This is a genomic window from Leptotrichia massiliensis, assembly GCF_900104625.1.
Classification (GTDB): Bacteria; Fusobacteriota; Fusobacteriia; order Fusobacteriales; family Leptotrichiaceae; genus Leptotrichia; species Leptotrichia massiliensis.
The window spans coordinates 22931-44072 of sequence record NZ_FNVZ01000001.1 but is presented as its reverse complement, the minus strand read 5'-3'; the positions used below and the strand labels follow the sequence as shown (position 1 = coordinate 44072).

At 30.5% G+C, this 21142-nt stretch carries 21 protein-coding genes and 1 pseudogene; 20 read left to right on the top strand and 2 right to left on the bottom strand.

Features of this window, described 5'->3' with window-relative positions; genetic code table 11:
- The first annotated feature begins 17 nt into the window (after positions 1-17).
- From murG to BQ5344_RS00195, 17 genes are all read left to right on the top strand, one after another.
- Positions 18-1067 (top strand): undecaprenyldiphospho-muramoylpentapeptide beta-N-acetylglucosaminyltransferase, encoded by a 1050-nt coding sequence (gene murG, locus BQ5344_RS00275; RefSeq protein ID WP_071123708.1) that lies wholly within the window; start codon positions 18-20, stop codon positions 1065-1067.
- 33 nt (positions 1068-1100) lie between these two features.
- Positions 1101-2456: a UDP-N-acetylmuramate--L-alanine ligase gene (gene murC, locus BQ5344_RS00270; RefSeq protein WP_021769620.1), complete on the top strand. Its 1356-nt coding sequence runs from the start codon at positions 1101-1103 to the stop codon at positions 2454-2456.
- Between the two features lie 37 nt (positions 2457-2493).
- On the top strand, positions 2494-3357 hold the full coding sequence (gene murB / locus BQ5344_RS00265) for a UDP-N-acetylmuramate dehydrogenase (RefSeq protein WP_071123707.1): 864 nt from the start codon (positions 2494-2496) through the stop codon (positions 3355-3357).
- Between the two features lie 94 nt (positions 3358-3451).
- A complete protein-coding gene (locus BQ5344_RS00260) occupies positions 3452-4120 on the top strand; it encodes a cell division protein FtsQ/DivIB (protein WP_036071311.1) in 669 nt (222 codons plus the stop codon).
- A gap of 60 nt (positions 4121-4180) precedes the next feature.
- Positions 4181-5302, top strand: coding sequence for a cell division protein FtsZ (gene ftsZ / locus BQ5344_RS00255; RefSeq protein ID WP_071123706.1), 1122 nt, complete (start codon positions 4181-4183; stop codon positions 5300-5302).
- 222 nt (positions 5303-5524) lie between these two features.
- On the top strand, positions 5525-5809 hold the full coding sequence (rpsF, locus tag BQ5344_RS00250) for a 30S ribosomal protein S6 (RefSeq protein ID WP_036071314.1): 285 nt from the start codon (positions 5525-5527) through the stop codon (positions 5807-5809).
- Between the two features lie 103 nt (positions 5810-5912).
- Positions 5913-6332: a single-stranded DNA-binding protein gene (locus BQ5344_RS00245; protein WP_071123705.1), complete on the top strand. Its 420-nt coding sequence runs from the start codon at positions 5913-5915 to the stop codon at positions 6330-6332.
- Positions 6333-6388: 56 nt separating this feature from the next.
- Positions 6389-6628, top strand: a complete 240-nt coding sequence (gene rpsR / locus BQ5344_RS00240; protein WP_021769626.1) for a 30S ribosomal protein S18 — start codon at positions 6389-6391, stop codon at positions 6626-6628.
- 226 nt (positions 6629-6854) lie between these two features.
- Positions 6855-7505 carry a lipoprotein gene (locus BQ5344_RS00235; protein WP_071123704.1) on the top strand — a complete coding sequence of 217 codons (651 nt, stop codon included), beginning with the start codon at positions 6855-6857 and terminating at the stop codon, positions 7503-7505.
- A gap of 36 nt (positions 7506-7541) precedes the next feature.
- The gene (locus tag BQ5344_RS00230; protein ID WP_071123703.1) at positions 7542-8120 is read left to right on the top strand and encodes a DUF937 domain-containing protein; all 579 of its coding nucleotides are present in this window, start codon (positions 7542-7544) and stop codon (positions 8118-8120) included.
- 114 nt (positions 8121-8234) lie between these two features.
- Positions 8235-8594, top strand: coding sequence for a fluoride efflux transporter CrcB (gene crcB, locus BQ5344_RS00225; RefSeq protein WP_071123702.1), 360 nt, complete (start codon positions 8235-8237; stop codon positions 8592-8594).
- Between the two features lie 79 nt (positions 8595-8673).
- Positions 8674-10080 (top strand): MFS transporter, encoded by a 1407-nt coding sequence (locus BQ5344_RS00220; protein ID WP_071123701.1) that lies wholly within the window; start codon positions 8674-8676, stop codon positions 10078-10080.
- Between the two features lie 177 nt (positions 10081-10257).
- Positions 10258-11229: a transposase gene (locus tag BQ5344_RS00215; protein WP_071123700.1), complete on the top strand. Its 972-nt coding sequence runs from the start codon at positions 10258-10260 to the stop codon at positions 11227-11229.
- Positions 11230-11408: 179 nt separating this feature from the next.
- On the top strand, positions 11409-13340 hold the full coding sequence (locus tag BQ5344_RS00210; protein ID WP_071123699.1) for an ABC-F family ATP-binding cassette domain-containing protein: 1932 nt from the start codon (positions 11409-11411) through the stop codon (positions 13338-13340).
- A gap of 94 nt (positions 13341-13434) precedes the next feature.
- Positions 13435-14337, top strand: coding sequence for a regulator (locus tag BQ5344_RS00205; protein WP_071123698.1), 903 nt, complete (start codon positions 13435-13437; stop codon positions 14335-14337).
- 29 nt (positions 14338-14366) lie between these two features.
- Entirely contained in the window at positions 14367-14990 is a 624-nt protein-coding gene (fic, locus tag BQ5344_RS00200; RefSeq protein WP_071123697.1) for a protein adenylyltransferase Fic, read from the top strand.
- Between the two features lie 62 nt (positions 14991-15052).
- Positions 15053-16522, top strand: coding sequence for a tetratricopeptide repeat protein (locus tag BQ5344_RS00195; RefSeq protein WP_071123696.1), 1470 nt, complete (start codon positions 15053-15055; stop codon positions 16520-16522).
- On the opposite strand, the gene BQ5344_RS00190 is transcribed toward BQ5344_RS00195, so the two are convergent.
- A complete protein-coding gene (locus BQ5344_RS00190) occupies positions 16491-17042 on the bottom strand; it encodes a phosphatase PAP2 family protein (protein ID WP_021769636.1) in 552 nt (183 codons plus the stop codon). The genes BQ5344_RS00195 and BQ5344_RS00190 overlap by 32 nt on opposite strands.
- A gap of 146 nt (positions 17043-17188) precedes the next feature.
- Positions 17189-18664: pseudogene (locus BQ5344_RS00185) on the bottom strand (carbon starvation CstA family protein).
- Positions 18665-18923: 259 nt separating this feature from the next.
- Here BQ5344_RS00185 and BQ5344_RS00180 point away from each other — a divergent pair.
- The 3 genes from BQ5344_RS00180 to rpsG all read left to right on the top strand — a co-directional run bounded on the left by BQ5344_RS00180 (position 18924) and on the right by rpsG (position 21101).
- Complete coding sequence (locus BQ5344_RS00180; RefSeq protein ID WP_071123695.1) at positions 18924-19637, top strand: N-acetylmuramoyl-L-alanine amidase family protein; 714 nt, start codon at positions 18924-18926, stop codon at positions 19635-19637.
- Between the two features lie 592 nt (positions 19638-20229).
- Positions 20230-20598, top strand: coding sequence for a 30S ribosomal protein S12 (rpsL, locus tag BQ5344_RS00175; RefSeq protein WP_006806098.1), 369 nt, complete (start codon positions 20230-20232; stop codon positions 20596-20598).
- A 32-nt stretch (positions 20599-20630) separates the two neighbouring features.
- Positions 20631-21101, top strand: a complete 471-nt coding sequence (gene rpsG, locus BQ5344_RS00170; protein WP_012806346.1) for a 30S ribosomal protein S7 — start codon at positions 20631-20633, stop codon at positions 21099-21101.
- The last annotated feature ends 41 nt before the right edge of the window (positions 21102-21142 follow it).

The following is a 21142-nucleotide window of genomic DNA, read 5'->3' as shown; positions in this document are numbered from 1 at the left end:
ACGAGAGGGAAATAAAAATGGAAAAAGTAGTATTTACTACAGGAGGAACAGGTGGACATATCTATCCAGCCTTGTCAATTGCAAAAAAAGTTAGAGAAAAAGGCATAGATACATTGTTTATTGGCACAAAGCATAGAATGGAAAAGGATATTGTTCCGAATGAAAATTTTAGATTTATTGGGCTGGATGTATTGCCTTTAAGAAGTATAAAATCAGGATTTAAAATGATAACGGCAACGGCAAGTGCAATAAAACTGCTAAAAAAAGAAAAGCCTACAAAAATTGTGGCATTTGGAAATTATATAACAATACCAGTGCTAATAGCGGCTAATGTATTACGAATACCATATTATTTGCAAGAGCAGAATCATACAATGGGTCAGGCTAACAAATGGTTCTACAAAGGTGCAAAAAAGGTATTTATTGCCTTTGAAAATACACTTGAAAGTATTAAGGAAAAATATAAAAGCAAATTTGTTGTAACGGGAAATCCGTTGCGGGAAGAATTTTATGGGAAAAACAAGCAGGAGGAAAGGCAAAAACTTGGAATAAAGGATAATGAAAGAATGATCCTTATTATAGGTGGAAGTCTTGGTGCAAAAAACATAAATGAAGCAATTTTGAAAAAGTGGAAGACAATAACAGAAGATGAGAGAATACGCTTATTTTGGGCAACTGGAAAAGATAATTATGAAGCATCAACTTGCAAAATAAGAGATTTTGGAACAGCAGTAGTTGAACCATATTTTGAAAATGTTCCAGAATTAATGGCAGCTTCTGACATTGTAATCTGTCGTGCAGGAGCTTCAACTATTTCTGAACTTATTCAGCTTGAAAAGCCATCAGTACTGATTCCATACGATTTTGTTGGCCAGAAGGAAAATGCAGAGGTGCTAGAATATGCAAATGGTGCAAAAATTTTTACAAATGAAACAGTAGAAAAAGCAATAGACGAAGCTTTGTCAATAGTTCGACAGGCATCAATGCTGGAATTTATGAGTGAAAATGTAAAAACCTTGAAAAAAGGGAACTCAGCAGAAACAATAGTTGGAGAAATGGGACTTTAAGAATAAAAATTAGGAAAAAAATATGGAGGAAAAATGCTAACAAAAATAAATAATGTATATTTTAGCGGAATAAACGGAATTGGAATGAGCGGACTTGCAAAAATTCTGGCAGCAGACGGATTTAACGTGGCAGGTTCAGATCTTGAAAGAAAGCCTGTAACAGAAGATATGGAAGAAATGGGAATAAAGGTTTATATAGGACAAGTTGAGGAAAATGTAAAGGACAAAGGAATAGATTTATTTGTATATTCAACTGCGATTAAGGAAACAAACCCTGAGTACAAATACATTGTAGATAATAATATAAAAAAAATAAAAAGAGGGGAACTGCTTGCTGAAATAATGAACAGATTTGATGGAATCGCTGTGGCAGGAACTCACGGAAAAACTACAACAAGTTCAATGATGAGCGTAGCGCTTTTGGAAAAGGAGCCATTTATAGTAGTTGGAGGAATTATTCCAGAAATAAGAAGTAACAGCCAGATTGGCAATTCAGAATATTTTATTGCTGAAGCTGATGAAAGTGATAATTCATTTTTATACATTAAACCGAAATATTCAGTTGTAACAAATATTGAAGCTGATCACTTGGATCATCACGGGACTTTTGAAAATATAAAAAAATCATTTGAGCAGTTTATAGACAGTACAGAAAAAATAGCGATACTTTGTAAAGATACGATAGAGAAAGTTGGACTTAATATAAAAAATAAAAATGTAGTTTGGTATAGCATAAAAGATGAAACCGCTGATATTTATGCGAAAAATATAAGAGTGGAAAATGGAATAACAAGTTTTGAAGTTGTGAAAAAAGGTGAAGATTTAGGAACATTCAGCCTAAGTATCCCTGGAGAGCACAATGTTTCAAATTCACTTCCAGTAATTTATTTTGCACACGAGTTTAAATGTAATATGAAAAAAGTGAAAGAAAGGATCTTGAAATTTAAAGGTGCAAATAGAAGATACCAAGTTATTTATGACAATAATTTGAGATTGATTGATGATTATGCTCACCATCCAACAGAAGTAAAAGTAACAATCAATGCAGCACACAATACTGAAAAAGGAAAAGTAACTGTAATTTTCCAGCCTCACCGATACAGCCGTACAAAATTTTTCTTTGATGATTTCGTAAATTCATTAAAAGATGCTGACGACTTGATTTTACTTCCAATTTATGCAGCAAGTGAAGACAATACTTATGGTGTAACTTCAGAATTGCTTGCAGAAAAAATCGGAGGAAATGTCAGAGTACAAACTCAGGAAGAAATAGAAGAAATAATAAAAAATGATACAAATAGTGGGAATACCTATGTGTTTATGGGAGCTGGAAGTGTATCAAAGGTGGCTCATGAGATTGCGAATGATTTGAGAAAGATGGAAAAATAAGAAATAAAATCCAAAGAGGGAGAGAATAAAATAAAAAATGGAAATAATAAAAAATGCCAAGATGAAGGAATATTCAAATATGAAAGTTGGCGGAACTGCAAAAGAGCTTATTTTCATAGATGATAAAAAAGAATTAAAGGAAATTTTGCAAACTAGAAGTAATATTTTTCTTTTAGGAAATGGGACAAACACTCTTATTAATGATGGAAATTTGGATATAAGTTTTTTATCATTAAAAAGATTGAAGAATATAACAGTTGAAGAAAAAAAAGGTGATTATGATTTGGTAAGAGTGGAAGCAGGACTAGACTTGGATGATTTGATAGATTTTATGGAAAAAAATAATTATTCAGGGCTAGAAAATATTACTGGTATTCCGGGATCTGTTGGTGGGCTTGTAAATATGAATGGTGGAGCTTATGGAACAGAAATTTTTGACTGCATTGAAGAAGTGGAAGTTTGTAAAAACGATGGAGAAATTGTAAAAATTAAGACAACAGACTTGAACTTTAAATATAGAACCACTGAAATAAAAGAAAATAAATGGATTGTAGTTTCTGCCTTGTTTAAATTTGGTTTTGGATTTGATAAGGCTGCTTCAGAGGACAAAAGGGAGCAAAGAAAAACAAAACATCCATTGGATTTGCCAAATTTAGGAAGCACATTCAAAAATCCAGAAGGTACATTTGCGGCAAAACTAATTTCAGATGCTGGTTTAAAAGGCTATAGAGTTGGGGATGTGGAAATTTCCCCAAAACATCCAAATTTTGTAACAAATTTAGGCAATGCTGCTTTTAACGATATTATTTCAGTTATTGAACATGTAAAGGAAGTAGTATTTGAAAAATTTGGAGTAAAATTGGAAACAGAAATAATAATTTTAAAAAATAATGATAAATAATTTTAATTTTGAAATAATTTTAAATAAATTTATTTAATATATTGAATAAAATCAAAAAAAAGTGTATAATAATAGAAAAAACGGAGTTTTAAATATGAAAAAGTCAGTTAAAGTATTAATTTTATTATTTTTATTGGCAGGAATGATGTTTTTTGGTAAAAGATTTATTGATACAGATTATTTTAAAATTCAGGAAGTTCTAATTGAAGGGCAATCAAAATTACTAAAACAAGACATAGCTACTCAGCTAGAGCATATGAAAGGTAAAAATATTGTGTATCTAAATACCAATGAAATTGAAAATCTTATAAAAACCGATGTGAGAGTAAAAAAAGTATCGGTAAGAAAACTTTTTCCAAGTAAAATAGAGGTAATTTTAGAAGAAAGAGAACCTTATGCATACGTGAAAAAAGGAGATAAAACACTTTTAGCAGATAAAGATTTGAATATATATGGTGATATTTTGGAAGATCCTTCGAAAAATATTCCTGTAATAGAGTACACAAGTGATGAAAGTTTGGCTCAAATAAAGACAATACTTTCTAAAATAAAAAATAAAGATTTTTATGCTATGATTTCAGAAATAAGACAATCTGAAAAAAATTATGAAATAGTACTGATTAATAATGTAAAAATTATAACAGATACTTTAGTAACAGAAAAAAAATATAATGATGCATATAAGCTATACGAGAGAATAAAAAAAGAAAAACCCGTAACTTCTATGGATTTAAGATTTATAGATATTGTTGTGAAATCGTAAAAAAAGAGAAAGGAGAAGCTACTTTAAATAAGTTATAATAATCTAAGTAGCAAAGAAAAAATGGATAACTTTAGTAATGCAGCGAAACTGAAAGTAGTAGGAGTAGGTGGAGCAGGTGGAAATGCAATAAATGATATGATTGAAAGTAACATAACAACTGTTGATTTTATAGCTATAAATACAGATCAGCAAGATTTAGATAGATCAAAGGCACCTATAAAAGTACTTTTAGGAAAAGGAATGGGAGCTGGAGCAGACCCTGAAAAAGGTAGGATTGCTGCAAAGGAATCCGAAGAAAAAATAAAAGAAGTGTTAGAAGGAACAGATATGCTGTTCATAACTGCTGGAATGGGTGGAGGAACAGGTACAGGAGCATCTCCGATTATTGCTGAAGTTGCAAAAGCAATGGGAATTTTAACTGTAGCTATTGTTACAAAACCATTTAGTTTTGAAGGGCCATTAAAGAAAAATAACGCTGCAGTAGGTATTAGTAATTTACAAGAAAATGTTGATACATTAATTGCTATTCCAAATGACAGACTTTTTGAAATACCAGGAATGAATATTTCATTGATGAATGCTTTTAAAGAAGCAAATGGTGTTTTGAAAATGGGAATAAAAGGGATTTCTGACTTAATTACAAAACAAGGAATTGTAAATTTGGATTTTGCAGATGTAAAATCTATTATGCAAAATTCGGGAATTGCAATGTTAGGATTTGGAGAAGCAAATGGAGATGAAAAAGCTAAGAGTGCAACAGCTCAGGCATTAAACAGTCCATTATTGGAAAAATCTATTGAAGGAGCAAGAAAAATCTTGATAAATGTTACTGCTGGACCAGACATTGGATTACAAGAAATTCAAGAAGTTGCTCAAACAATTTCAGAAAAAGCTGGACATGATAAAGCTAATTTATTATGGGGTTATATTATGGAACCTGAATTAGAAGGAACAATAAGTGTTTCTTTAGTCGCAACAGATTTTGAAGAAGAATTTTTGACAACGAATATACAAGCTTCAAAAACAATTAGATTTGCACCATCAGAAGAAAAAGTGGAAGCAGAAAACAAAACAGAACAAGTTGATAAAGAAAATAACTATCAAAATCAAGAAAACGATTATGAAGAAGAAAAAATGGAAGATGCAAATGATTTTGTATTACCACCATTTTTTGAAGAGTAATTCATAAATAAATTTATTAAGTTTAAGAATATCATAAAAATACAAACTATTTAATAAAAACATTTTAAATAGTTTTATTTTTGTTTATTAATTTTTTTAAAATATGTTAATTAAATAATTTTGTTGAAAATGACTTGATTTTGCTATTTTTTTTTGATATAATTATAGAACCTGCTCTATTTATGGAAGTAGGGCTAAAAAGCCATAGGAAAGGAGAAAGAAATGAGAAATTACGAAATTATGTTTATTTTGTCTACACAATTGACAGATGAAGAAAAACAAGCTGGAGTTGCATTTGTAGAAAAAACATTGACAGCTGGTGGAGCAACTGAAGTTAAAACAGAAATCTGGGGAGATAGAAAATTAGCTTACCCAATTAAGAAAAAAGAAAATGGATATTATGTTTTAACAACATTCCAAGCTGATGGAACTCAATTTACTGAAATTGAAGCAAAATTAAACATTAACGAATCACTTTTGAAATATATGATTGTTAAAAATGACTAATTTGAAATAACTTAAATTATAAGAGGGTTAATACTTATAAATTAAATTTGAGGTTTTGTTATTTTAAATTGTAAAATAAATATAAAAAATTAGGGGGAAATTCATGAACGTAGTAATACTAATGGGAAGAATGACAAGAGATCCTGAGTTAAAATTTACTTCAGGAGGAAAAGCATTTGCAAATTTTTCGTTAGCTGTGCAAAAAACAAAAGATGTAGTGGAGTTTATTGACTGTACTGTTTGGGAAAAAACAGCTGAAACAATTGCTGAATATTTTAGAAAAGGTAATAGAATTCTTGTACAAGGTCGTTTAAGTGTAAGTAGTTATGAACAAAACGGTGAAAAAAGAAGAATGATAAGAGTTGTTGTAAACAGCTTTGAATTTGTCGAGAGTGCAGGAAATTCAGGAAATAACAGTGGATATCAACAACAACAATCTTTTAATAATAGCAATAATAAACCAGTGCAAAATGATGATTTTGATAATGATGATATGGATGACGATGAAGAGTTTCCATTTTAATAATAGCTAGGCAAATTTATGATTTTTGCCATAAAAGTTTTAGGAGGTGCAAATTAATGAGAGCTAAACCAGTTACAGAATTTAAAAGAAGAAAAAGACGTCCAAAAGTTAAATTTAAAATAGAAGATATTAATTATAAAAACGTTGAATTGTTAAAAAACTTTATGAACGATAAAGGAAAAATCTCTCCAGCGAGAGTAACAGGATTAGAAGCTAAAGTTCAAAGAAAAATTGCTAAAGCAATTAAAAGAGCTAGACAAATCGCTTTAATGCCTTATACAAAAATTGAAAAATAATAAGTTTTTGTTTTTATAAATTTTTAAGACTATTTAAAATGAGTACAACTTATTTTTAGATAGTCTTTTTTTGTGAAAAAATATGGAAAAATAAAGATTTATATTGTATAATGTATAAAATTACTTCAAAATTGGATTCTTATAAATAAAGAATTGATTATCAAGATAAGTCTTACTAATTCATTTTTGAAGAAATTTTAGTATATCAAAATTAGGCGGTAGTAAAATGTTGAATAAAAGTAGAGTAGTAATTTTGCTTTTTTTATTTGTTTTTATGGTGGGTTGTGGAAAAAAGGAGAATGAGGAAAAAAAGAAAAATCCAGAAAATGTACAAAATAAAACTACAAAGGAAAACATTTTTTCAAATAATTCGATTGAAAAAATAATTGAAACTTTTTCTACAAAGTCCAAGGATAATAAAATAAGCATTGGAGATTTTGAAAAATTGGTGTATGAAAACAAAAACTACTATTATGCTAAAATACATTCAAAGGGAGATGCTGTTTATGCACTTGATTATAGTGGGATAAGTGCTACCAGTATATTTTTAAAGGTAGGAAAAGTTGATGGGGCTAATCTTGCGATAATTGAAAATATGGTAATTAATTTGATACAAGTGTCTGACGAAAATATCAAGGAGTCCGAAGCTAGATTGATTTATACAAAAATATTAGCTACTTTGGGAGATAAGGAATTGTCAAGTTTGTTGACATATACAAATGGAATAACTTATGGCATAAGAATTGACTCTGTAACAAGTGAATTTATATTTTATGCAAGGGAATCGGAAACTGAAAATGCTGTAACTAGCATTCAAAATTTAAATTTTAAAAATAAGGATGAAAAAGTTAATAAAGTAGCAGTAAATTTAAAATAAAAATAATAATTTAAGAGATAAAACACAGGAGGAAAAATGAATTTAGAAGCATTATTAGGATTATTACAAGGACAGGATTTAGGAAAACTGGCTGAACAGGTTGGAGGAAACAGTCCAGAAGTTAAAAATGGTGTTGCGGCAGCATTACCAGCTATATTGGCGGCAGTTAATAAAAATGCAAATAGCAGTGAAAAAGCGGAAGGGTTGAATAACGCATTAAATCAACATGATGGTTCAGTATTAAACAATCTAGGTAATTATTTACAAAATCCTGATTTGAAGGATGGAGCAGGAATTTTGGGGCATTTATTTGGGAATAATACTCAAAATGTAGCAAACGCTGTTTCACAATCAAGTGGGCTTGACAGTCAAGGAAGCATGAAAATTTTACAAACGTTGGCTCCGCTTGTTTTAGGTGCATTGGGACAACAAAAAAAAGAAAATAACCTGGATGCACAAGGAATTGGAAATCTGACATCAAACCTTGCGGCAAATTTCGCAGGGGAAGGTGGAATTATGAGCATGGTTACAAACCTTTTAGATTCAAATAAAGATGGAAATGTTATGGATGATGTAATGGGATTAGTTGGGAAATTTTTTGGTGACAAAAAATAAAATATTGTAAAATAAATGTATTTAATTAGGCAAAGGGACTATTTTATTTTTAAAGTTATCTCACAAAAGCCTAATTTTTTTATCTAAATTTTTAATTATTAAGGATGGTAAATAATGAAATTTTTGATGGTTGGAATTGGTGGGGGAATTGGTGCAATTTTTCGATATTTGATTAGTGCTGTGCCTCTGAAAGTGAGCTTTCCTGTACAGACTTTTGTTACGAATGTTTTGGGAGCAATATTGATTGGGGTTGTTGTTGAGGTGGTGGCTGGGAAGCAGGTTTCACAGAATTGGAGTTTATTCTGGAGAGTCGGAATTTGTGGAGGATTTACGACGTTTTCTACATTTTCGCTGGAAACGTATAACTTGATTGAGAAAGGAAACAATTGGATTGCATTGGGATATGCGGTTTTGAGTGTTGTACTGTCGATTGTGGGAGTTTTTATTGGAAGAGGGATTGTTAGAGCGGCATAAAAAGTGTAATGTAAAAAATTGGAATATTTTTATTAATTTTTGGTATGAAAAAACTTGAATATTTAGTGAAGGAGTTAATATGGATAAGGAACATTCAATAGAAAATACGAAAAAATATGCGATACTGGAGGTTATGTTCTTTAATGGGTATTCAGTAGGGATGCAGAGTTTTGTGCTTTTGAGCTTGGCGATTTATTTTAATATGAGTTCTTTTTTTATATCAATTGTATCATCATTGCCAACAGCAGGATATTTGCTGCAGATATTTACTAAGCGGGTAAATCTTCTGCTTGGGAGTAGGAAAAGGACGATGGTAATAGCGGCGACTGTTTCAAGGATGGTTATTTGTGTTATGCCTTTTGCTGTTTTTTTTGATATAAGAAGGCAGGAAGTCTATTTTGCGGTAATGTTTATTTATGCTCTTGTTTCGCCTTTTTCAAATAATGTCTGGACAGCTGTGATGACAAAGATTATTGATAAAAGGGAAAGAGGAAAATATTTTGGGAAACGTAATTTGTTTTCGTCGTTGTCTACTGTGGTTTATACTTTGTTTTATGGATATGTTTTGTCAATACCAGATAGGAAAAATGCAATGCTCATCTTGACAACGGCAATGTCGCTTTCGGCAATAGGTTCAGCAGTATTTATGTGTCTTCATTATGTGCCTGATTCAGAAAGTGATATGAAAAAAGTGAGCATAAAGACGGCGTTTAAAAATAAAAATTTTGTTGTTTATTTAAAATTTGCTTCTGTGTGGCTATTTACGTGGGAATTTCTAAAGCCAATGACAGAATATTATAGAATAAAAGTGCTTGGAGTAAATACAATGTTCATTTCCCAAATGGGAGTTCTAACAGCGATATTATCAAGCATACTTTATCTAGTTTATGGAAAATTGTCTGATAAATACGGAAACAAGACAATGTTAAGAATGGGAATATTTTTTACAACATATTACGTACTTACCTACTTTTCAATGACTCAGGATAATAAAATGTCAATGCTTTTTGCAGCCGCAGTAATTGATGCGATAGGATTTACAGCGATAACATTAAGTTTGCTGAATCTTATGATGGAAGTTTCAGGCGAGCCTGCTGATGCGTATGTGGGAGCTTATGCTATGGTTTCAGGGCTTTCAGCAATATTAGCCGGATTATTTGGTGGAATACTGGGAAAATTTATAAATAACGGAGTAATTTATATTTTCGGGGAACAATTTTACACAATAAGGTTTGCCTTTGTTATAGGATTTATTTTGAGATTATTTTCATTGCTGGAATTAACGAGAGTTTATTCATTTGAAAAAACATTTGTGTATCCTGGCGGAAGCAGTAGAATAAAAAGCATGTTTTCCAAAATAATGTTTTCAGGCTCAAGATATGTTATTCATTCTAATAAAGGAAAAAATGAGGATTCTGATGAACAAAATGTAGATAAGGAAAAGAATGTTGATGATAAATTGGATGAAACTAAGGAATATAATTGATTTGTAGCCAGCTATAAGAGTAAAAAGTTGCAGAAATTGAGTAGTATAGCAAGGAATCAAGACCCCTTGTCAAAGAATGTAGAAAAATAAGGAAATCAAACATTAAAAAATATTGTGTTTATTGGGGTTTTTAGACTTTTAAAAATGAGTAAAAGTTTTGTAGAATAGGAGAATTTTATGAAAAAGATTTTAGAGAAAATTGGGAAAGATGAGTTGTTGGAATATTCACGCTTAGGAGATAGATTTTCTGTTGGGAATTATATTGGAAACAGTAATAACTTTCATATTTTCACATCTATTAATCCGTATGGAAAGTATGAAGGATACAAATTTTTAAAAGATGAAGAATTAAAGAAATTAGGAAGAAAAAAATGGTATTTAGAATTAATGAAGAAGAAAATACGAGAAAGAACTTTAAATAAAGGGAAAACTGTTATTTTAAGAAAAGATAATTTTTTTGAACATTTATTTGAATATTTTATAAAAAATAAAATAAGATTACAAATTTCTTATGACAGAGATTGGAATAACAATGGCTATTTAATTAAAAATTCAGATGAGTTTTTTTGGTTTCATTTTTGTGATGAAGAAGATGAAAACGAAGAAGAAATTATAAGAAAATACGGAGTAAAAATTATAAGAGCAGGAAAAAATGTTATAAAAGATATTATTGTAGAAGACGATGAAATTAAAAAAAATAAATTAATAAAAGTTTATGATTTAGAGGATGTTTTAGGTGATATTATTTTTCAAGATGATAATCATATTTTGATTAACGAGAAGGATTTATTTTTTGGCGATTATAAATTTACTATATTAAAAATTTCTGATATTGAAGAAATTAACGATAGAATTAATTTAATAGAAACAAAAGATATAAATTTAGAAAAAATTTTTCCAAATATTGTAAAAATGAAAATAGAAGAAGTTTTGAAAAAGTGCTTTGAGAATAAAATATTAGTGCATTTTGAGCATGAGAAATCATATTCTGAAAAATTTGGGATAATTGAAAGATTTGATAACAAGAAAATAATTTTAAAAGAAATAGATAAAATGACTGGAATTTTTGTTGCTAAATCGGAAATATTGGTTGAAGATGTTTCATTTTTATTTGTGAGAAATTGCAAAGTTTTGGGAATTGAGAAATAAAATTTATGAAAAAAGGCTTTGTTCTTTATTGAATGGAGTCTTTTTTTATTTTTGTTATGTTTTATATGATTTCAAAAATTTCATAAACATTGTAAACAAATATCAAAAATGATATAATTTAAAAATAAATTTAAATAAAAATAATTTGATAAATAACAGAGAAAAGGAAAGGAAATTTAATGAGTTTAGTTCAGTTTAACAAGGTATATAAGCAATTTGCAGGGGAATATATTTTGAGAGATGTTAATTTTACGATTGAAGAAAGAGATAAAATTGGGCTTGTAGGGGTAAATGGGGCTGGGAAGTCTACGATTATCAGGATGCTTTTGGGGGAAGAGCGGATTGATGGGAATGAGAATAATCTTAATGAGTTTGGGGAAATTGTGAAAAGTGGGGTTACAAAAATTGGGTATTTGTCACAGAATACAGAGTTTTCAGATGAAAAAAATACGATTTATGAGGAAATGATGACCATTTTTGAGGAAGAGAGAAAAATCTGGGATGAGATTCAGAAAGTTAATATGCTTTTGGGAACAGCGAACGAAGATGAAATGGAAAAGCTGATTAACAAATCTGCTGAACTTTCTTCTATTTACGAGGCAAAAAATGGTTATGAGATTGAATACAAAATTAAGCAGGTGCTTACAGGGCTTGAGCTTACTGGAGAATATGAGAATTTGTTGTTGCAGGATTTGAGCGGTGGGGAAAGAACACGTGTTTCACTTGCAAAACTGCTTTTGTCTGAACCTGACTTGCTGATTTTAGACGAGCCGACAAACCATCTGGACTTGATTTCGATTGAGTGGCTTGAGGATTATTTGAAAAAGTATAATAAGGCGTTTTTGCTTGTTTCTCACGATAGAATATTTTTGGATAATGTCTGTACAAAAATTTTTGAGTTGGAAAATAAAAAATTGCATAAGTATGATGGCAACTTTTCATCGTTTATTCTTCAAAAAGAGATGATTTTGAAGGGGGAAATCAAGCGGTATGAGAAGGAGCAGGAAAAAATTAAGAAAATGGAGGAATACATTGACAGATTTCGAGCTGGAATAAAGGCAAGACAGGCGAAAGGACGGCAAAAAATACTGGATAGAATCGAGAGAATGGAAGATCCTGTATTTAATCCGCAAAGAATGAGGCTAAAATTTGAAGCGGCTAAAATGAGCGGGGAAAATGTGTTGAAAGTTAGAAACTTGTCTAAAAGCTTTGACGGAAAAAAAGTTTTGAATAATATAAATTTTGAGCTTTTCCGTGGAGAAAGAGTTGGAATTATTGGAAAAAATGGGATTGGGAAATCTACACTTCTAAAAATACTTTTGGATAAGTTGCCGAAGGATACAGGGGAAATTGAGTTTGGAACAAGGTTAAAAATCGGATATTATGATCAGAATCATCAGGAATTTTCACAGGAAAGCACAATTTTACAGGAAATAAATAATTCACTTGACTTAACAGAAGAATATTTGCGAACACTTGCAGGCGGATTTTTGTTTTCAGGCGACGATGTACAGAAAAAAATTAGCATGTTAAGTGGTGGGGAAAGAGTCCGTGTGGCATTTTTGAAACTTTACATGGAAAAAGCCAACTTTTTGATTTTAGACGAACCGACAAACCATCTAGATGTTTATTCCATCGAAGTGCTGGAGGACGCTTTGGAGGATTTTGACGGAACAATGCTAGTCGTTTCTCACAACCGACACTTTTTAGACACAATCTGCAACACAATTTACTGCCTTGACGAAAACGGACTTACAAAATTCAAAGGAAATTACGAAGACTACAAAGAAAGCCTAAAAACAGCAAAAACAGCTTCTCAAGGAACAGACCTTGAAACGAAGGAAGAGAAAAAACTTTCATATCAGGAGCAGAAGGAACAGTCAAGAAAAATCGCAAAATTGAAACGTGATATTGAAAAACTGGAAAAGGAAATGGAAAAAATCACAGAAATGAGAGAAAACTTGAACGCAGAATACGAAAAGGCTGGAAAAGAAAACAATATGGAAAAACTGATGGAAGTGCAGGAAAAGTTGGACAAGTTGGAAGAAGAAGAGATGGAGAAAATCGAAGAGTGGGATGTGAAGAGTGGGGAGTTGGAGAGTTTGGAGTAGGATTTAAATTCATTTGGAAAAATTTAAAAATAATAAAAAATAATAAAAAATAATATTTAAATAAAAATACAAAAAACTTAGGAGGATAAAAATTATGCAAAATGAAAAAAGCTACGTAGAAACGGAAAGAATGAGAGAGCAATTAGAATTAGGGAGGAAAGAAGAAAAAATAGTAAACTGTGTGGATATTTCAGACAATCAGAAAGTGTTTATAAAATTTAGCACAGTTACGTATAGAAATTTAATAAAATGGGTTATTATTGGTGGAATTTCTGGGATTTTGATGCCTTTTTTTCAAGTGACGATGCTTGGTCTGATAGTTTCGGTATTTTGCTGTTTTTCGATATTGATGACGATATTGTTTAATGGGATAAGAACTGTGGAATTGAAGGAAAATACTTTTGTTACAAATGTTGAAAATGAAGATATAGATTATAAATCTTTGAAATATTTTATAATAACAACATATTCAGGGGATTTCCTGGCTTATAGAAATAATAAAAATTACTGGAGAACAATATCTGAAATAGCTTTTCCATCACAAACTATACAAAGTCTTCTAAAAAACCATCTGCTTGACAGAATCCCTGTTTCCAAAGAAATTATAAATTTAGGTGGGGAAGAAGTTTTTGGTGTGCGTTCAGAAGAAGACATAAAAGCCGATTACCGTAAAAGAGATTTTCTTGGAAAGCGTAGAGATAGAGTTTATCGAGCTATGAGAGATAAAGTTGTGCCTCTTGACAGACTTCAAAATGATGCTAGTAAAGTTTTTGAAAAGCCAAATAATAAGTTAATAATAAAAAAAGAAGGATTAGTTGTGGATGGTGCAATTTATCCGTGGAATAGGCTACAGCCAATAAAAGTTTCTAGAAATTTTGGAGGAATGTTAGAAATAAAAACAAGAGAAGATGAAATAATTTTTTCTGAAAGGGCAACAGCGGTAGTAAAACTTCCTTTATTTGAGGCATTGTATAATTCAATGGTTTTTCAAAAATAAGAATAATTTTATGAAAGCAGGAAAAACAAATGGCAAATAATAAATACAGCTCGGAAAATGAAAGTGACAAAATTTTAAAAAGGTTAGTTTCACAAGATGATGAAGAATTTTTGAGTAAAAAAAGGGCAAGAGAATTATTTGATAATGAAATATTGAAAAATATTCAAGTGGGAACTTTTGAAGGCTTGAAGGAAATATATAGGCATTTATTTCAAGAATGTTTTGGAACGGCTGGAGAAGTCCGAAAACACGATATTCGGAAAGGCGATACTGTGTTTTGTCGTGCGATGTATCTTGAAGATAATTTAAAGACAGTTTCTAAAATGCCTGAAAATACTTTTGAGGAAATAATTGAGAAATATGTTGAGATGAATATAATGCATCCATTTTATGAGGGAAACGGAAGAGCGACTAGAATTTGGCTGGATCAGATGTTGATAAAAAGGCTTGGAATGTGTGTGAATTGGCAAAATATCAGTAGAAATGATTATTTATCAGCGATGAAAAGAAGTATGATTAATGATTTGGAATTAAAATTTCTTTTGAAAGAGAATTTGACGGAAAATGTGGAAAGCAGAGATGTATTCATGAATGGTATAAATCAGTCTTATGAATATGAAAATATGAGGAAATATGATGTGTTAAACATATAAAGTAAATATTTAAAATTGGGCTAGTTTGCAGGAGAAGTTTCAAAAGAGTAAGGAGCGTGGGGATGGAAATAGTAATAGCAATAATAATTGGGATAGTTATAGTTTTTATAATGATGAATTTTAGAAATCGTAAAAAAATGGATGAATATGATAATTTTTCTAGAGAAAGAGAAAATAAAAATAGGAAAAATGATGAGGAAACTGATAATGTGGACAGATTTGGACATAGAGTTGTTTCAATAGATGATATTGTTGAAATTGATTATTCAAACAATTATCATGAAAATGATGAAGCAAGAAATGAAGAATATCAGAAAATTATTTTCTATGCATACGAAGATATGTTTTTTGGAGATTTTAAAAGGGCAAAGGAAAAATTGGAAAGAGCATCGGGCTTGAGCATAAAAGGGAATTATGAACTGGGGAAATTTTATTACTATTGTAAAAAAGATAGACAGAATGCAGTTAGTATGTTTAGTTTTGCATATAATGATGGAGTGAAAGAAGCGGCTTATTATCTCGGGATGATTGAGGAGATAGAGGGGAATACTCAGCTTGCGTTGGATTGGTATAATGAGGGAATGAAAAAAGGGGATATTAATTCAACAATCAGACTAGGTAAAATTGCTGAAGAAAATAAAGATTATAAAAAAGCAGAAGAACTTTATTTAAAGACAATTGATACAAAAGATGCTAGGATAATATATAATCTCGTTAGTTTGTACTTTAAACAGAACAGGAAAGAAAAAGTTGTTGAATGGCAGAAAAAATTGCTGAACGAAAAACAAATTACAGGATTAACTTTTGAAATAATTAAAAATATTGAGTTTATGCTTGGAAATGAAAAAGACAAAAAATACGCGGAACTAATTAATCAAGGAAATGAATTTGTGAAAAAACGAGATTATAAAAATGCTCGAAAATTATTTGTTGAATCGACAAATTATAATGAAAGAGGGTATTTAGCACTTGCAAAATCGTATTATCTAGAAGGAAATGGAGAAAAGACTAAGGAAACATTTGAAAAGGCGTATGAACTGGGAGTAAAAGAGGCAGCTTACGAAATTGGAAAATATCTAGATACAGTCGAAAAAAACGAAAAAGAAGCTGAAAAATGGTATAAAATTGGAAAAGAAATGGGAGATGCCAGAGCGATTTATGCTCTTGGAATGCTTTATGAATGTAATATTAACTTTGTTGAACAAGATAGAGAAGAAGTAAACAAATTATATGAAGCTTCAGCTGATATAAAATATGCATTTGGAATGGAAGAAATGATGTATAATAATAGAGAGAAAGATGAAGAAAAATCAAAAGAATGGGCATTTAAAATATTAAATGAATCAGGTTTGATCGAACTTGAAGAAATTATAATAAAAAATGTACAAGATTTGTTGGAAGAATTAGGAGAAAATCTTGACAATAAAATTTTAACAAAAGATTACGAAATTGAATATGATGAAGATTTGATATATTTTATACAAAAAAAGCTAGGAAATCCTAACTTTTCATCAAATTATTTTTCTTATTAAAAACTTTCTCCCCCAAAAACCCAGCAAACAATCCAATAAGCAATCCAGCCAAAACATCACTTGGAAAATGTACAGTTAAGTATAGCCTTGAAAAGGCAATAATAATGCTTGTTATCAGTACAGCTGGAAAATATTTTTTTAAATGTTTGTAAAAAATATATACCATTGTAAAAGATGCTGAAGTATGTCCTGAAGGAAAAGAAAAATCCTTTGGGGCTTTGATTAAAAGAATAATGTCAGATATTTCTGTAAAGGGTCTTGCTCTATGTGTGAGGTTTTTCAAAATTACATTTACAATAATTGCATTTATAATCAATGAAATTATCGCTAAATATCCGATTTTTCGATATTTTTTGATAGAAAGCAAGAATAATGTCACTGTAATCCAGATTAATCCGTGATTTCCTAAGTTGGTAAAAAATATCAATATGCTGCTTAGTAACTTAGAATTTAAGCTGTGTTGAAAATTGTAAAATTGTTTAATAATAAAAATATCAATATTTTGTATAAAGTTTAACATTTTTTCTCCTAAATAATTTATTTTTAGGGATATTATATATGAAAAAGTTCAAAAAATAAAGTGAAAAATAAAATAAATAAAACAGTCAAGCAAAGAATTCTGAATAAAACCTTGTTTGACTGCATTTTTTTATTTATTTAATTATTTTATTTTGCAATGTGTAAATGTCCAGCGTGATGAGATTTTCCATGCAAATGATGTTTATAATTAAATAACAATGCTGTACAGATAATTGTAACTACACTTGCGATTAATATTCCGTAAAATTCAATAGTGTGAACAGGAATGTTCTTGAAAAATCTTACAAATCCTTCTGGAGCAATTACAATGTAGGTTGTAACAACCATTGTCATAAACATTGAAGGAATTAATGCGAATAAGAATGGTTTTTCTTTCTTAACAAGCCATACTGTTGCAGTCCATAATGAAACTGCCGCCAAAGTTTGGTTTGCCCATGCGAAGTATCTCCAGATAATGTTAAAATCAATAGTTGTCAAGTAAATACCAACAATAAATAAAGGTATTGCGATTAAAAATCTATTTTTTATTGGGGCCTGTTTAATTTTGAAAATATCAGCAATAATTAATCTTGAGCCTCTAAAGGCAGTATCTCCTGACGTAATTGGGCAGGCAACAACACCAAGCACAGCCAGAAATGCTCCAAATACACCAAGTAATTGAACAGATGCCTTATTTACAACAACTGCAGGAGTTCCGGCAGCGGCAAGTTCTTTAATTCCGCCAAATACTGTCATTGCAGCGGCAGCCCAAACTAATGCAACAACACCTTCTGCAATCATTGCGCCATAAAAAACTTTTCTTCCTTCAGTCTCATTTTTTATGCAACGTGCAACCATTGGAGACTGAGTAGCATGGAAACCGCTTACAGCACCGCAGGCAATTGAGATAAATAAGTAAGGGAACATTGATACTCCTTTAGGATGTGGATTTCCTTTAAAAATTTCAGTAATTTCAGGAATTGCAAAAGCTCCTGTAAATTATCCATAAATTAACATTCCTCCAATACCAATCGCCATAAACAGCAATGCAAAACCAAATATTGGATAAATTTTGGCAATAATTTTATCAAGTGGAAGGATTGTAGCCAAAATGTAGTAAGCGATGATAATGATTGTAAAAGTCATGGCACTCACACCTGGAATCAGATTGTGAAGGATATCAGCAGGTGATTTTATAAACACTACTCCAACTAAAAGAAGTAAAACAATTGAGAAAACTCTCATAATCTGCTGCATCACAACGCCTAAATTTTGTCCCACAAGTTCACCAATACTGCTCCCCTTATCCCTAAGTGAAAGCATACCAATCAAGAAATCATGAACAGCTCCTCCAAATATACATCCAAAGACAATCCACAAAAATGCGGCTGGACCCCATAAAGCCCCTGCAATAGCTCCAAAGATTGGACCTGTTCCAGCAATATTTAGAAATTGAATCAGAAACGCTTTTGGAGTGCTAACTTCCACATAGTCGACACCATCGTAATATTCGATTGAAGGTGGCATTCTGTCAGGTTCTATTCCGAAAACTTTTTCTACAAATTTACTGTAAAATGCATAACCTAAAATAAGTGCGACAATCGCTAAAATGAAAGAAATCATAATAAAAACCTCCTATAATTTTAAATATTTATTTATTTACTATATAAAAATTTTTAAAATTATTCTATTAATAATATAATAGCTTGATTTTTAAAAAAAACAAGTGTAATTTTGAAAATATTTAACATAAATTTAAAAAAAGTTGTTGTTAATTTTCTAATTATGTGCTAAACTGAAATGATGACAGTATGTTGAAATTAAAATTAAAAAGGAGAATTTTAGAGATACTGGTGTTAAATAAAAAATTTTAGGAGGAAAAATGATAAAAGGAATAAAAAAAATGTTATATGTGACGACAGCAGGTTTAATGATGGCGGCTCCATTAAATGCGGCCGGGAATAATAATGAGCTAATTTGTATTGATCCAGGACATCAGGTTAGAGGAAATTCAGCTTTGGAAGAAATTGCGCCAGGCTCATCTACAAGAAAGCCAAAAGTTTCATCGGGAACAAGAGGAGTGGCAACTAAAAAATACGAATATCAGCTTACGCTGGAAGTTGGGTTAAAATTAAGAGATGCTTTAAAAAATAAAGGGTATAAAGTGTTTATGGTGCGTGAAACAAACGATGTAGATATTAGTAATAAAGAACGTGCAATCAAGACAAACAACGCAGGATGTTCATTATACATAAGACTTCATGCTGATGGAATTAATAATTCCTCAACACAGGGAGCTTCAGTTTTGACTTCTTCACCAAAAAATCCATACACAAAAAGTGTCCAAAAATCCAGCGACAAATTTTCACGTGACATATTATCAGAATACGTAAAAGCGACAGGAGCCAAAAATCGTGGAGTATCCTATCGTGACGACTTAACAGGAACAAACTGGTCTAAAGTTACAAATACGCTGATTGAATTTGGATTTATGTCAAATCCAGAAGAAGACAGAAAAATGTCAACACCAGAATATCAGGAAAAAATGGTAACAGGAATGGTAAATGGTATTGAAAAATATTTAAGAGAAAAATAATTTAAAATTTTAAATAAAGTGCTTTGAAGAAATTTGGATAGGTGCTTTATTTTTTTGTTGAAAAATATAATTTATGTTTTTATAAAATAGTCCAAATTTTGGGTATAATCTACTGGACAGTAAATAAAGTAAAATATTACATGAAAAAGTTTAAGCAAAAGAATATTTTAAGGTATGAAGGAACAAGCCAGAATGGAAAATAGGAAATTTAGGAAGAAAATTTAAAATATTTTTTGAAATAAGAACTCCTTTGAAAAATTATTGAATAAAAATCTTTTATAGCCCTTGACAAAAGGGCTTTTATAGTATAAAATAGTTAGGTTAGAACTCATAACTAAATTTTGAAAAAATATATTATTTATCAAAATAATGTGTTTTGAAGTGAATTTTAGAGTAAATCGATATACTTAAAATAGGTATGCACTTATGTTTGATAAAGTAAATTTGCAGGAAAAGCAACAATAAAAAACTTTGTCAAATGCAGCTTTATCAAATGTAGATTGAAGAAATGAGCTTTATAAAAAGTTTTAGTTTTGAAATATAACGCGAGAATAAATATATAAATCAAAGAAATTTGAGAGGAGGAAAACAGATGCCTACTATTAATCAATTAGTAAGATTTGGTAGAAGTACAACTGAGAAAAAGAAAAAATCACCTGCATTGAAAGGTAATCCACAAAAAAGAGGGGTTTGTGTAAGAGTATATACAACTACACCTAAAAAACCTAACTCAGCCTTAAGAAAGGTAGCAAGGGTTAAATTAGTAAATGGAATCGAAGTTACTGCTTATATTCCAGGAATCGGACACAACTTGCAAGAACATAGTATCGTTCTTTTAAGAGGAGGAAGAACAAAAGATTTGCCGGGGGTTAGATATAAAATAATCAGAGGAGCATTGGATACAGCAGGAGTTGTAAACAGAAAACAAGGTAGATCAAGATACGGAGCGAAAAAAGGGTAATTAATTTTTAAAAAAGTAAGGAGGACAATTAAGTGTCAAGAAGAAGAAGAGCGGAAAGAAGAGATGTATTACCAGATTCTCAATTTAACGATAAAGTAGTAACTAAATTCATTAACGGATTAATGAAAGATGGAAAAAAATCATTAGCTGAGCATATTTTTTATTCAGCATTGCAACAAATAACTGAAGAAACTCAAGAAGAAGGAATTGAAGTTTTCAGAAGAGCAATGGAAAATGTAAGACCTCAATTAGAAGTAAGATCTAGAAGAATCGGAGGGGCAACTTACCAAGTACCAGTTGAAGTAAGAAAAGAAAGACAGCAAACTCTAGCAATCAGATGGTTAGTTAGATATACGAGAGAAAGAAAAGAATACGGAATGGTAAACAAATTGAAAAAAGAATTAATTGCAGCTGCTAACAATGAAGGTGGATCAATTAAGAAAAAAGAAGATACATATAAAATGGCTGAAGCAAATAGAGCGTTTGCACATTACAAATGGTAATTTTATTTGTTTAAAAAAGATTGTTAAGTATTCAAAAATGT